This window comes from Acidimicrobiales bacterium, from assembly GCA_036273495.1.
In the GTDB taxonomy this organism is placed as follows: domain Bacteria; phylum Actinomycetota; class Acidimicrobiia; order Acidimicrobiales; family JAJPHE01; genus DASSEU01.
This window is the reverse complement of record DASUHN010000307.1, coordinates 1-13242: the sequence shown is the minus strand read 5'-3', so window position 1 is coordinate 13242 and position 13242 is coordinate 1. Positions and strand designations below refer to the sequence as shown.

Sequence of the window (13242 nt, the reverse complement as noted above, 5' to 3'; positions counted from 1 at the left end):
GCTTTCGCTCCTCAGCGTCAGTACCGGCCCAGATCACCGCCTTCGCCACTGGTGTTCCTCCTGATATCTGCGCATTTCACCGCTACACCAGGAATTCCGTGGTCCCCTACCGGACTCAAGCCATGGCAGTATCGGGTGGCGTCTCCAGGTTGAGCCTGGAGTTTTCACACCCGACGTGCCAAGCCGCCTACGAGCTCTTTACGCCCAATGAATCCGGACAACGCTTGCCCCCTACGTATTACCGCGGCTGCTGGCACGTAGTTGGCCGGGGCTTCTTCTGCAGGTACCGTCAATTTCGTCCCTGCTGAAAGGGGTTTACAACCCGAAGGCCTTCATCCCCCACGCGGCGTTGCTGCGTCAGGCTTTCGCCCATTGCGCAAGATTCCCTACTGCTGCCTCCCGTAGGAGTCTGGGCCGTGTCTCAGTCCCAGTGTGGCTGGCCGTCCTCTCAGACCAGCTACCCGTCGAAGCCTTGGTGGGCCGTTACCCCACCAACAAGCTGATAGGCCGCGAGCCCCTCCCGAAGCGGAATCCATTTCCTCACCAGGCCATGCGACCCGGTGAGGGCATCTGGTATTAGCTCCGGTTTCCCGGGGTTATCCCAGTCTTCGGGGCAGGTTGCTCACGTGTTACGCACCCGTTCGCCACTAGGTCTTCACCGGTGTTGCCACCGGATGGACCTCGTTCGACTTGCATGTATTAAGCACGCCGCCAGCGTTCGTCCTGAGCCAGGATCAAACTCTCCATCGAGACCTTCCCGGGAAAAACCCGGGGAGATCGGAGAGCCGGCCGTCCAGGACACTGATCCCGTCGGGCCGACTGGCACAGAAACAGATGTTGTCCGTTTCAGTGCTGAATTTCCAAGAACGACGAGACTCAGCGCGACCTTGCGGCAGCGCCGGGCTCGTCGCCCGCACTGGCTTTTGGCTCTCTCTGTTCCGTTGTCAAGGATCTGTCCGGTGGGAAACGGATGCCCGGGGGCAACCGTCCGAACCACCGTCGGGGGCCGACGGGCGCCCAGTTGGGCGCGGTCTCGGCTCCGCCGCGTGTGGCCCCGTCAGCCGTACAACCGGCCGCCAGGGCGAAGGGCAACGCTATCGGCGCCCGGGCTTCCCGTCAAGCGGGATCCGCACCGGGAGACGAACCGCCGCCCTTCCCGCCGGCACGGGCCTGAGCCCGGCCGACGCATCAGCATACCGAACGGCCGGCCCGGCCCCGACCTCGGTGGTCCTGGCCGCCGACGGCAGCGCCCTCGGGACCCTCCACGGCTCGGTCGACCGCCGGCCGGTCCCGCTCTCGCGCATCCCGACCGTTGTCCAGACGGCGGTGGTCGCCACCGAGGACCAGCGCTTCTGGACCGAGCCCGCCGTGGACGTCCGGGCCGTGGTCCGGGCGGCGCTGGCCGACGTCCAGGCCGGGCGGGCCGCCCAGGGGGGCTCGACCATCGCCGAGCAGTACGTGAAGCTCCGCCTCGAGGACGACTCCGGGCCCCGCGGCCTCGGGGACAAGGTGCGGGAGGCGACCCAGGCCTACGAGCTCGAGCGCCACCACCCCCGGTCCCGGATCCTGGGTGACTACCTCAACGCCATCTACCTCGGCAACGGGGCCTATGGCGTGGAGGCGGCCGCCGAGACGTACTTCGCCCGGCCCGTCGGGCAGGTCGACCTCTCCCAGGCGGCGCTGCTGGCGGGGCTGATCCACGCTCCCAGCGCCACCGACCCCTTCACCCATCCCGACGTGGCCACGGCCCGGCGCCGGGAGGTGCTCGACCGCCTGGTGCAGCTCGGCGAGATCACCGCCGGGCAGGCAGCGGCGGCGGCACGCCAGCCCCTGACCCTTCCGGCTGCGTCCACCGCGAGCACGATCAGGTTGGTGGTGAGCTCCTGACCCGCCGCGGGCGCGGGCCGGGACGGGTGCGCGACACCGACGGATCACCCGGCACCCAGAACCGCAGCGGCAGGTCGGCGGCCTGGCGGATCCCGACGCGCGGTCCCACCCCGGGCCCGGCGGGGGGCGCCATCCCGTCGTCGCGGATCGCCACTCCCCCGCTGCCGGTCACCAGGTCCACGCCGTCGTGGTCTCCGTTGATGCCCAGGGCCTGACAGAGCCGGCCCGGGCCGGAGCAGAGATCCCGGTCCCTGGGCGCCCCGCGGCGCGCCACGCGCATCTCCTCCACGCCCTCGACCGGGGCCAGGGCGCGCAGGAGGACGGCATGGGCCGTCCCCCGCGGCAGGCACACGGCGTTGGCGCACCAGTGCACCCCGTACGAGAAGTACACGTAAAGGTGCCCGGGCGGCCCGAACATGGTGGCGTTGCGCCGCGAGGGACCCCGAAAGGCGTGTGACGCCGCGTCCTCGGAGCCCCGGTACGCCTCCACCTCGACGATGCGGCCGGCCCGCCCCCCGGCCACCACCAGTTTGTTGAGGAGGTCGGTCGCCACCTCGGTTGCGTCGCGGTCGTAGAACGAACGCGGCACCCGGCGGGTCCTCATCGGGACCCGGGGCTCAAGATCCGGGCGGACTGGCGGTGCCGGCGCGGTCGACGCCGAGACGGTCGGCATCCACCGCCAGCCGCTGGCGGAAGCGCACGAGCTGCTCGCTCACCGCGCTGGGCCCGCCCCCTCCGGGAGAGGTGCGCCGGGTGACCGCCACCCCGGGTTCGAGCAGGTGCAGGGCGCCCGCGCCGAGGGCGGGGTGGGCCTCCACCAGCTCGGACAGCGGGACGCGGCGCTCGAGCGACGCCCGCACCAGGCTGCCCACGACCGAATGCGCCTCCCGGAACGGGGTCCCGCGCTCGACCAGCCACTCGGCCAGATCGACGGCGGCCGTCTCGCCCGTGTTGGCGGCCTCGGCCATCCGCGCCGTGTCGAAGACCGCCGTCGCCAGCAGTCCCTCCATGGCCGTCAGCGCCCGGGACACCTGGTCGGTGGCGTCGAACAGCGCCTCTTTGTCCTCCTGCAGGTCCCGGTTGTAGGAGAGCGGCAGTCCCTTGAGAGTGGACAGCACGGCCGCCACGTGACCGATCAGCCGGCCGGTCTTTCCCCGCGCCAGCTCGGCGATGTCGGGATTCTTCTTCTGCGGCAGCATCGAGCTGCCGGTGGCGTAGGCGTCGTCGAGGTGCAGGAAGCCGAACTCGGCGGTCGACCAGATGGCGACCTCCTCGCCCACCCGGGACAGGTGCACGCCGAGCAGCGCCAGATCGAACACCGCCTCGGCCACGAAGTCCCGGTCGCTCACCGCGTCGAGCGAGTTCTCGAAGCGGTTGGCAAACCCCAGCTCCGCCGCCACCCCGTCGGGGTCGAGGGGCAGTGACGTCCCGGCCAGGGCGGCGGCACCCAGCGGGCTCACGTCGGCGCGCGAGACGGTGGCCATCAGCCGGTCGATGTCACGCGACAGGGCCCAGCCGTGGGCCAGCAGGTGATGGGCCAGCAGCACGGGCTGGGCCCGCTGCAGGTGGGTGTAACCGGGGAGGTAGGCGTCCTCGGCCTCCACGGCGCGCCGGAGCAGGGTCTGCTGCAGCAACAGCACCCGCCGGCCCACCCCGATCAGCTCCCGGCGCGCCCATAGCCGCAGGTCGGTGGCCACCTGGTCGTTGCGGCTGCGCCCGGTGTGCAGCTTGGCCCCGGTCGGACCGGCGATCTCGGTGACCCGCCGCTCGATGGCGGTGTGGATGTCCTCGTCGTCCGGCGAGAAGACGAACGACGTCGCCGACAGCTCCTTGCGCACCTGGTCGAGAGCCGCCAGCAGCACGTCGACCTCCTCGGCTTCGAGGACCCCGGCCCGCCCCAGCCCGCGCACGTGGGCGCGCGACGCCACGATGTCGTCGTCGGCCAGGCGCTGGTCGAACGACAGACTCTCGGTGAAGGCGACCAGCTCCTCGGCCGGCCGCTGCTCCCCGAACCGCCCCTGCCACAGGCTCAAGGCCGCTCTCCCGCCCCGCCCCCGGCCGTCTGTTCTCTCCCCGCCGGGTCCCCTACCCCCCGGCTCCTCCGCACGGCGGGGGCCCCAGCCCCGCCGGCGGCCGTCACTTTCCCGCCCGGGACTGGCGGGCCGCCCACGTCTCGACACCCAGCCCCCACAGACGGACGAAGCCCTCGGCGTCGGCGTGCCGGAAGGCGTCGGCAGCCTCGTAGGTGGCCAGCGTGTAGTCGTACAGGCCGACGTCGCTGCGCCGGCCGACGACGAGGCACCGGCCCGGCAGCTCGCAGCGCAGGCGCACCTCGCCGGTCACGAACTCCTGGCTCTTGGCCACGAAGGCGTCCAACGCCTCCTTGAGCGGGGAGTACCACATCCCGTCGTACACCAGCTCGGCGTAGCGCGGCTCGAACCGGGCCTTCTCGTGCGCCAGGTCCCGCTCGAGGGTCAGGTCCTCCAGGTCGGCGTGGGCCATCAGCAGCGCCAGCGACCCGGGGCACTCGTAGACCTCCCGGCTCTTGATCCCCACCCGGCGGTTCTCGACCATGTCGAGGCGGCCCCATCCGTACGAGCCCACCACCTGGGTCACCTCCTGGATGAGCTCGTCCAGCGGGAGCGACCGTCCGTCGATGGAGACCGGCACGCCCTGCTCGAAGCCGAGCACCATCTCGACCGGTCCGGTCGCGGTCGGAGTGGTGAGCTCGTAGACCTCCTCCGGCGGCTGGGTCCACGGGTCCTCGAGCACGCCGCACTCGATGGTCCGGCCCCACAGGTTCTGGTCGATGGAGTACGGGCTGGCCTTGGTGACGGTGATCGGGATGCCGTGGCGCTCGGCGTACTCGATGGACTGCTCCCGGGTCAGGCCCCAGTTGCGCACGGGAGCCACGGTCTCCAGGTCCGGCGCAAGGGCGCGCGTCGACACCTCGAAGCGGACCTGGTCGTTGCCCTTGCCCGTACAGCCGTGCGACACCGCGTCGGCACCGTGGTCGCGTGCGGCCGTCACCAGGTGCTTGACGATGCACGGGCGCGACAGGGCGGACACCAACGGGTACTTCCCCTCGTACTTGGCGTTGGCCCGCAGCGCCGGCACCAGGAAGTCCTCGGCGTACTCCCGGCGGGCGTCCACGACCACCGCCTCCACCGCGCCCGCAGCCAGCGCCCGCTCCCTGATGGTGGAGAAGTCCCCGCCCTGGCCGACGTCCACCGCCACCGCGATGACCTCGGCGCCGGTCTCCTCGATGAGCCAGCGCACCGCCACCGAGGTGTCGAGACCTCCGCTGTACGCCAGCACGATCCGCTTAGCCATCCTCAACCTCCAGTGTCAGTCGTCCCGCAGGCAGGGCCCCAGCCCCACCACGGGCGGTCACAGCCCGGCCAGGGCGGACAGTCGCGCCGCCATCTTCTTGCCACCCACCGACTCCACCGCCACGACCAGAACCGTGTCGTCTCCCGCGATGGTCCCGACGATGCCGTCCATCCCCGACCGGTCGAGGGCCGACCCGACCACGTGGGCCGAACCGGGGGGCGTGCGGATGACGACCAGGTTGGCCGAGTGGCCGACCTCGACCGCCCAATCGCCGAGCACCCGCTTCAGGTGGTCCTCCGGCGCCACCCGCTCCTTGGCCATCTCGGGTATGGCGTAGACGGTGTCCCCGCCGGGGAGCCGGACCTTGACCGCGCCCAGGTCGTCGAGGTCGCGCGACACCGTCGCCTGGGTGGCCACCACCCCCTCGGCCGCGAGCAGCTCCACGAGCTCTCCCTGGCTGCCGACGGCGTGGTGCTCGAGGATCCTCGAGATCCGGTGCTGGCGCTGGTTCTTGGCCATCAGGACGCCCGGCGTGACGCGTCCAGGAGGAAGACCAGGAGGGCGCGCACGGCCGGCAGCCGGTTGGCGGCCTGCTGCCACACCAGGCTCTGCGGCCCGTCGACCAGGTCGGCGGAGATCTCCTGGCCCCGGTGGGCGGGCAGGCAGTGCATGACCACCGCCTTGGGGGAGGCGTGGGCCAGCAGGGCGGCGTCGACCTGGAAGCCGGAGAAGGCGCGGGACCGGACCGACGCCTCGGTCTCCTGGCCCATGGACGTCCAGACGTCGGTGTACACGACGTCGGCGTCGGCGACGGCCTCGGCCGGATCGGATGTGCTCACCACCCCTGATATCTCGGTCGGATCGAGGCCGTAGCCGTCCGGGCACGCCACCGCGATCCGGGCCCCCGCCATCAGGCACCCGCGCGCCAGGGAGCGGCAGACGTTGTTGCCGTCCCCGACATAGGCCACCTTCACGCCCTCCGTGGCGCCGAACCGCTGGCGGATCGTCAGGAGATCGGCCAGGGCCTGGCACGGGTGGGTCCGGTCGGACAGCAGATTGAACAGCGGGACGTCGAGGGCGGCGGCGTCGAGGGCGGCGCTCATCCGCTCCAGCGTCGAGTGGTCGATCACCCGGGCCCCGATGGCGGCGTGGTAGCCGGCCAGCACGCGCGCCAGGTCCTCGGCGGGCTCGCGGGTGTCGAGACCGACCTCTTCGCCCCGGATGCTGACAGGGTGGCCGCCGAGCTGGGCCACCGCCACCTCGGTGGCGTTGCGGGTCCGGGCCGAGGGCTTCTCGAAGAGCAGCGCGACCCCCTTGGCCGCCAGCACCGGGGGCCGAGCGCCGGCCTCCGCCGTCGCCAGGACCTCGTCCAGCTCGGCGCCCGTGAGATCGTCGATCTCGAGGAAGTGACGGGTCACGCCGGCGTCCCCGACAGGACCTCCGCCAGGCAGCCGGACAGGATCCCGCAGGCCTCGTCGATCTCGTCGTCGGTCACCAGGAGGGGTGGGGCCAGACGGATGGCGTCCGGGGCCACCGCGTTCAGGACCAGGCCCCGGTCGAGCGCCAGGTCCACCACCGCCTTGGCCAGGGGCCGCTCGAGCACCGCCGCCAGCAGCAGCCCGCGGCCGCGAACCTCGCGCACGCCGGGAAGCACGCCGAGACGGGTCGACAGCGCGGCGCCCGCCTGGCGGGCCCGGCGGGGCGCGTCCTCCTCCTGCATGACCGCAAGGGTCGCGAGCGCGGCCGAGACCGCCAGGGGCTGGCCTCCGAACGTCGTGGCGTGGTCACCGGGCTGGAAGGCGGCCGCCACCTCGGCCCGGGCCCAGCAGGCGCCGATCGGGACCCCGTTGCCGAGGGCCTTGGCCATGGTCACGATGTCGGGGACGACACCGTCGTGATGGAACCCGAACCACCGCCCGGTGCGCCCGAGACCGGTCTGGACCTCGTCGAGGATCAGCACGGCGCCGCGCTCGTCGCAGAGCCGGCGCACGTCGGCCAGGTAGCCGGGCGGCGCCGGATTGACCCCACCCTCGCCCTGTACGGACTCGAGCATCACCGCCGCCACCGACGGGTCCATGGCGTCGGCCAGGGCGTCGGCCTCGCCCCAGGCGACGTGGCGGAAGCCCTCGGGCAGAGGCACGAACGGCTCGTGCTTGGCCGGCTGCCCGGTGGCATGGAGGGTGGCCAGGGTGCGGCCGTGGAAGGAGCCGTAGGCGCTCAGCACCACGTGGCGGCCCCGGCCTCCCCATTTGCGCGCCAGCTTGATGGCGCACTCGTTGGCCTCGGCGCCCGAGTTGCAGAAGAAGCTGCGCCCACCCGCCCGGGTGCCGTCCCCGATCAGGGCGTCGATCTCCTCGGCCAGCCGGGGCGCCAGCTCGTTCCCGAACAGGTTCGACACGTGCAGCAGCGTGCCGGCCTGGGCACACACGGCCTCGGTCACGCGTGGATGGGCGTGGCCGAGCGAACACACCGCCAGGCCGGTGAGAAAGTCGAGGTAGCGCCGGTCCGCGGTGTCCCAGAGCTCGGTGCCCCGGCCCCGCACGAAGGTCACCGCCGGCTCGGCGTAGGTCGTCATCAGGGCCTCCCGGCTCACCGCTCCACCATGGTCCCAACCCCCTCGTCGGTGAAGCACTCGAGCAGGAGGGCGTGGGGCTCCCTCCCGTCGAGGATGTGGGCGTGGCCCACGCCGCGCTCGACGGCGCTCACGCAGGACTCGACCTTCGGGATCATGCCCTCCCCTACGGCGCCGCTCCCGAGCATCTCCCGGACCTCGGCCACCGAAGCCCGGCGCACCAGGCTGTCCGGGTCGGCCACGTCGCGACGGATCCCCTCGATGTTGGTGAGGTACACGAGCTTCTCGGCGCCCAGGGCCACGGCTATGGCGCCGGCGGCGGTGTCGGCGTTGATGTTGTAGGACTGGCCGGTGTCGTCGGATCCGATCGTCGCCACGACCGGGATCAGCTCCTGGGCGAGCAGCCGCTCGATGATCGAGGCGTCGACCGCCGCCACGTCCCCGACGAAGCCGAGCTCCTCGGAGCGGGCGGTGGCCCGCAGCAGACCGGCGTCCTCACCTGATATCCCGACAGCGATGGCGGCATGGACGTTGATGGCGCCGACGATGTCGCGGTTGACCTTGCCGACCAGCACCATGCGGGCGATGTCGAGCGTCTCGGCGTCGGTGACGCGGAGCCCCTCGCGGAACACCGGCGTCTTGCCCAGCCGCTCCATCAGGTCCCCGATCTGGGGCCCGCCACCGTGGACGACGACCGGGCGCATGCCCACCGACCGCATGAGGACCACGTCTTCGGCAAAGGACGCCAGCGAGTCGCTGTCCCCGATGGCGTTGCCGCCGTACTTCACCACGACCACCCGGCCCCAGAAGCGCCTGATGTACGGGAGGGCCTCGACCAGGATGGACGCCTTGACCCCGGCGTCGAGCAGCACCGTCACGAGGTGCGCTCGTTCTCGGCTATGTAGGCGGGACTCAGCGCCGTCGTCAGCATCGCCGCCCGACCGGACCCCAGCCCGAGGTCGGCCCGCAGCTCCACGTGGCGGCCCGCCAGGTGCTGAGCCACCGCGTCGCGGTCGTGGTCGACGGCCACACCACCCCGGCACACCGTGACCGGGCCGTAGGCCACCTCCACCCGGTCGAGGTCGAAGGCGATGCCCGCCGACCCCAGCTCGCTCACCACCCGGCCCCAGTAGGGGTCGGCGCCGTGCAGCGAGCACTGCACCAACTGGCTCTCCGCCACCTTGCGCGCCCCGGCTGTCGCCTCCCCGTCGTCGGCTGCTCCGGTGACGATCACCCGCGCCACCTTGGTGGCGCCCTCGGCGTCGTCGGCCATCTGGTGGGCCAGGTCGGTGCAGGCCTCGGCCAGGACCCGGGCCACCTCTTCGGGGGCCGACCCGCCCGGCGCGCCCGAGTGCCCCGACGCCATCACGATCACCGTGTCGTTGGTCGAGGTGCACCCGTCGACGGACAGGCGGTTGAACGAGCCGGCCACGGCGTCGCGCAGCATGGCCTGGAGCGGGCCGGGCTCGACGACGGCGTCGGTGGTCAGCACGGCGAGCATGGTGGCCATGTCCGGGGCCAGCATCGCCGCTCCCTTGGCCATGCCCCCGACGACGAAGCCGGCGCCGGCCCGTTCCACGGTCTTCGGCCTGGTGTCGGTCGTGATGATGGCGCGCGCCGCGGCCGCGGCGGCGTTCGGCCCCGCCGCCCGCGCCGACACCACTCCGGGCAGGCCGGCCTCGACGGCACCCATCGGCAGCCGGAAGCCGATCAGGCCCGTGGAGCAGACCAGCACCTCCTCGGCGCCGCAGCCCACCCCCTTGGCGGTGAGCTCGGCCATCCGCGCCGCGTCGGCCAGCCCCGCCGACCCGGTGGCGGCGTTGGCGTTGCCGCTGTTGACTACGACCGCGGCGACCCGGCCGCCGGTCGCCGCCAGATGGCGGCGCGACAGCGTCACCGGAGCGGCGCAGGCCCGGTTGGACGTGAACACCGCCGCCCCCGGCACGGGAGCGCCGTCGGTGGTGGCGACCACGGCCAGGTCGAGCGCCCCGCCCGGCTTGATCCCGCACCCTCCGCCCGCCGCCACGAACCCGCCGGGGAGGGTGACGGTCACGGGTAGACCCCGACGCGCGACAGGCCCAGCTCCTCCGGCAGGTCCAGGGCCAGGTTGGCGCATTGGACCGCCTGCCCCGACGCTCCCTTCACGAGGTTGTCGAGGGCCGACAGGACGACCAACCACCCGGTTCGGGGGTCCACCCGGGCCGACAGGTGGGCGCAGTTCGACCCCCACGTCGCCTTGGTGCTCGGAGGTTGGTCCCCCACCACGACGAAGGGCTCGCCGGCGTAGAACTCCTGCAGCAGCTCGAGGGCGGCGGCCGTCGAGTCCACCGACCGGGGCCGGGCGTAACAGGTGGCCAGGATCCCCCGGGTCATCGGGGCCAGGTGGGGCGTGAAGAGCACCTGGGCGCCGGTGGCCTGCTCGATCTCCGGGGTGTGACGGTGGTCGAGGAGCGAGTAGGCCACGAAGTCCTCGTCCACCGTGGCGAAGTGACTGCTGTGCTTCAGGGTCCGGCCGGCCCCCGACACCCCGCTGGCGGCATCGACGACGACACCTCGCGTGTCGATGGCCCCCGACCGGGCGAACGGAGCCAGCGCCAGCGCCGCCGCCGTCACGTAGCAGCCCGCCGCCGCCACCAGCCCGGCCCCCCGCAGCTGGTCCCTGAACAGCTCGGGGATGCCGAAGGAGAACTCCGCCAGCAGCTCGGGACACCGGTGCTCGGACCCGTACCAGACGGGGTAGGCGGCGGCGTCTTTCAGCCTGAAGTCGGCGGCCAGGTCGACCACGTGGCCGACCCGCCCCTTGAGGTCCGGGACCAGATCCTGCGAGTGGCCGTGGGGCAGGGCCAGGAACACCAGGTCGAGGCCGTCCAGCCCCTCGCCGCCGTCGGTCGGGGCCGGGCCGAAGACCAGGTCGGGGTAGGCGGCGGCCAGGCTCGGATAGAGCCCGGCGGCCCGCTGGCCGGCCTGGCTGTCGGCGGTGGCCACCGCCACCTCGAGCTCCGGATGCCCGGCGCAGAGCCGCAGCAGCTCGGCGCCGGTGTACCCCGACGCCCCCACGATGCCGACCTTCATCCCGTCACCCTAACAGCTTCTGCATGATTATGCAGAATCATGAATTCGGAATTGGTGAAACGACCCGGGTAGGGCGCCCCCGGAGCCCGGTCCGTCCGAGAACCCACCGCCCCCGCCCGGAGCGGGCCGGAGTCCCTCCGGCCCTAACCCCGGAGTGCCGCCCCGTGGGTCGACTCGACCGCCGCCACACACCGGGCCCGCACCCCGGCCACCTCGGGATCGGTGAGGGTGCGGTCCAGAGCGCCGAAGCGCAGGCGGAAGGCCAGGCTCCGCCGCCCCTCCCCGACGTGGGCCGGGTCGCGGTAGACGTCGAACAGCGAGACGCTCTCGAGCAGCGGGCCCGCCGCCTCCCGCAGGGTCTGCTCGACCGTCGCCGCCGGCACCGCGTCCGGCACCACGAACGCCAGGTCGATGTCGCTGGTCGGGTAGACGGTCACCGGGACCACCGCCGTCGAGCGGCGGGGGGCACCGGCCAGGGCCTGGAGGTCGATCTCCATCCAGCCGACGCGGCCCTCCAGGTCGAGGGCGGCCACGACCGCCGGGTCCACCTCGCCGACCGTCCCGACCTCCACCCCGGCCGCCCGGGCCCGGGCGGTGCGGGTCGGGTGCAGTCCGGGCGGAGCGGCCGCCTCCAACCCGGGGTCGGCCAATCGGAGGGCTCCGGCCAGCGTCCTCCAGAGCCGGACCGCCGAGCCGGCGTCCCCGTCCTCGAGCACGGCCACGCTGAGGAGCTCCCGCTCGTCGGGCACCCCCGCCCCGGCCGGCGCCGCGAACACCCGGCCGACCTCGAAGAAGCGCAGCCCCCGGTTCCGGTGACCGACGTTGAACCGGAGAGCGCGCAGCAGACCCGGGACCATCGAACGGCGCAGCACCGACTCCTCCCGCGACATCGGGTTGGCCAGCTCCACGTCGGTGCCCGCGAGTCCGGCCAGCTCGTGGTCCCCGGGCCCGATCAGGGACGGGGTCCAGACCTCGATCAGTCCCGCTCCGACCATGACCTCGCGTACGAGGCGCCTCTCGCGCTGGAACGCCGTCAGGGCGCCGACCTGCGTCGTCGTCGGGACGGTGCGCTCGATCCTGGAGTAGCCGAGGTGGCGCCCCACCTCCTCGACCAGATCAACCTCGGCCGTGACGTCGGGTCGCCATCCCGGAACCTCGACCGCCAGCGCGCCCGGGCTCCCCTCCGGCTCGACCGCGAACCCGATCGGCTCGAGATACCCGCCGATCGCCTCCGGGCGGAGCCGCACCCCGAGGAGCCGGTTCACCCTCTCGGTCCGCAGGGAGATGCGCGGCCGGGGCGGTGGGGTGCCCGCCGCCACGGCGCCCGGGGCCACGACGGCCCCCCCGCCCACCAGGGCGCACATGCGGGCCGCCGCTCGCTCCACCACGTCGGGGTCACAACCCCGCTCGAAGCGGGCCGACGCCTCGCTGCGCAGACCCAGCCGCTTCGACGTCCGGGCTGTGGCCATCGGGGTGAAGTACGCCACCTCCAGCAGCACGCGCCTCGTGTCCGGCCCGATCTCCGAGGACTCCCCGCCCATGATCCCGGCCAGTCCGACCGGCGTGTCCTCGGCGTCGCAGATCAGGCAGTCGCGTGCTCCCTGGCCGCCCACCTCGCGCTCGACGCCGTCCAGGGTCCGCACCTTCTCGCCCGGGCGGGCGGCCCGCACGCGGAGGCCTCCCCCCGGCAGCCGGTCGAGGTCGTAGGGATGGTTGGGCTGACCGAGCTCGAGCATCACGTAGTTCGACGCGTCCACGACCGAGTTGATCGGCCTCATGCCGGCCAGGGTCAGGCGCCGGGCCATCCACTTCGGCGACTCGCCGATCTGAAGATCGGTGATGACCCTCGTCAGGAACAGCGGGCACAGGTCGGGATCCTCGACCACGACCGTCGCCAGCGTCTCCGCCGGCGGCCCCGACTCGGCCAGGTCGACCTCGGGGATCGAGAACGGCACCCGCAGGGCGGCGGCCACGTCGCGGGCCACCCCGGCCACGCTCATGGCGTCGGGCCGGTTGGGTGTGATGTCGAGCTCGTAGACCACGTCCGGCTCGAGGCCGAGCGCCTCGGGCAGGGGCGTCCCGGGGACCAGGTCCCGGGACAGCAGCATGAGGCCGGCAGAGTCCTCGGCCAGGTGCAGCTCCGACGGCGAGCACAACATGCCGTTGGACACCGCCCCCCGCATCTTGCGCCGGGCGATCTCCATGCCGTTGGGGAGCACCGTCCCGACCGGGGCCAGCGGGACGAGGTCCCCGACCTCGAAGTTCCACGCTCCGCACACCACCTCGACCGCGTTGCCGCCCGCGTCCACGGTGACGTGGCGGATCCGGTCGGCGCCCTCGATCGGCCGGATCTCGGAGACCCGGGCCACGACCACGTC

Annotated in this window: 11 protein-coding genes and 1 rRNA gene; 1 reads left to right on the top strand and 11 read right to left on the bottom strand. The window is 72.7% G+C overall.

The genetic code is table 11. From position 1 onward, the window contains the following. Positions 1-750, bottom strand: a 16S ribosomal RNA gene (locus tag VFW24_13090); the annotation flags it as partial. A gap of 474 nt (positions 751-1224) precedes the next feature. On the opposite strand from VFW24_13090, the gene VFW24_13085 reads away from it, so the two are divergent. After that, positions 1225-1887, top strand: a complete 663-nt coding sequence (locus VFW24_13085) for a biosynthetic peptidoglycan transglycosylase (GenBank protein HEX5267699.1) — start codon at positions 1225-1227, stop codon at positions 1885-1887. Here the strand turns inward: VFW24_13085 and VFW24_13080 are convergent. From VFW24_13080 to pheT, 10 genes are all read right to left on the bottom strand, one after another. Beyond that, entirely contained in the window at positions 1865-2476 is a 612-nt protein-coding gene (locus VFW24_13080) for a DNA-3-methyladenine glycosylase (GenBank protein ID HEX5267698.1), read from the bottom strand. The genes VFW24_13085 and VFW24_13080 overlap by 23 nt on opposite strands. A gap of 28 nt (positions 2477-2504) precedes the next feature. Further along, complete coding sequence (argH, locus tag VFW24_13075; GenBank protein ID HEX5267697.1) at positions 2505-3920, bottom strand: argininosuccinate lyase; 1416 nt, start codon at positions 3918-3920, stop codon at positions 2505-2507. Between the two features lie 103 nt (positions 3921-4023). Further along, entirely contained in the window at positions 4024-5220 is a 1197-nt protein-coding gene (locus tag VFW24_13070; GenBank protein HEX5267696.1) for an argininosuccinate synthase, read from the bottom strand. Between the two features lie 57 nt (positions 5221-5277). Next, positions 5278-5739, bottom strand: coding sequence for an arginine repressor (argR, locus tag VFW24_13065; protein HEX5267695.1), 462 nt, complete (start codon positions 5737-5739; stop codon positions 5278-5280). After that, entirely contained in the window at positions 5739-6638 is a 900-nt protein-coding gene (gene argF, locus VFW24_13060) for an ornithine carbamoyltransferase (protein ID HEX5267694.1), read from the bottom strand. Before argF ends, argR begins: the two co-directional genes overlap by 1 nt. Beyond that, complete coding sequence (locus VFW24_13055; GenBank protein HEX5267693.1) at positions 6635-7813, bottom strand: acetylornithine transaminase; 1179 nt, start codon at positions 7811-7813, stop codon at positions 6635-6637. The genes argF and VFW24_13055 overlap by 4 nt, the downstream gene beginning before the upstream one ends. Further along, the gene (argB, locus tag VFW24_13050) at positions 7810-8670 is read right to left on the bottom strand and encodes an acetylglutamate kinase (protein HEX5267692.1); all 861 of its coding nucleotides are present in this window, start codon (positions 8668-8670) and stop codon (positions 7810-7812) included. The genes VFW24_13055 and argB overlap by 4 nt, the downstream gene beginning before the upstream one ends. Further along, positions 8667-9845 (bottom strand): bifunctional glutamate N-acetyltransferase/amino-acid acetyltransferase ArgJ, encoded by a 1179-nt coding sequence (argJ, locus tag VFW24_13045; GenBank protein HEX5267691.1) that lies wholly within the window; start codon positions 9843-9845, stop codon positions 8667-8669. The genes argB and argJ overlap by 4 nt, the downstream gene beginning before the upstream one ends. Then, entirely contained in the window at positions 9842-10864 is a 1023-nt protein-coding gene (argC, locus tag VFW24_13040) for an N-acetyl-gamma-glutamyl-phosphate reductase (protein ID HEX5267690.1), read from the bottom strand. The genes argJ and argC overlap by 4 nt, the downstream gene beginning before the upstream one ends. A gap of 143 nt (positions 10865-11007) precedes the next feature. After that, on the bottom strand, positions 11008-13242 hold a 2235-nt coding region (pheT, locus tag VFW24_13035), incomplete at its 5' end, for a phenylalanine--tRNA ligase subunit beta (GenBank protein ID HEX5267689.1).

Coding starts and splice junctions, on each gene's coding strand:
- VFW24_13070 (HEX5267696.1), bottom strand. CDS start 5,220: ATGGCTAAGCGGATCGTGCTGGCGTACAGCGGAGGTCTCGACACCTCG.
- argR (HEX5267695.1), bottom strand. CDS start 5,739: ATGGCCAAGAACCAGCGCCAGCACCGGATCTCGAGGATCCTCGAGCAC.
- argC (HEX5267690.1), bottom strand. CDS start 10,864: ATGAAGGTCGGCATCGTGGGGGCGTCGGGGTACACCGGCGCCGAGCTG.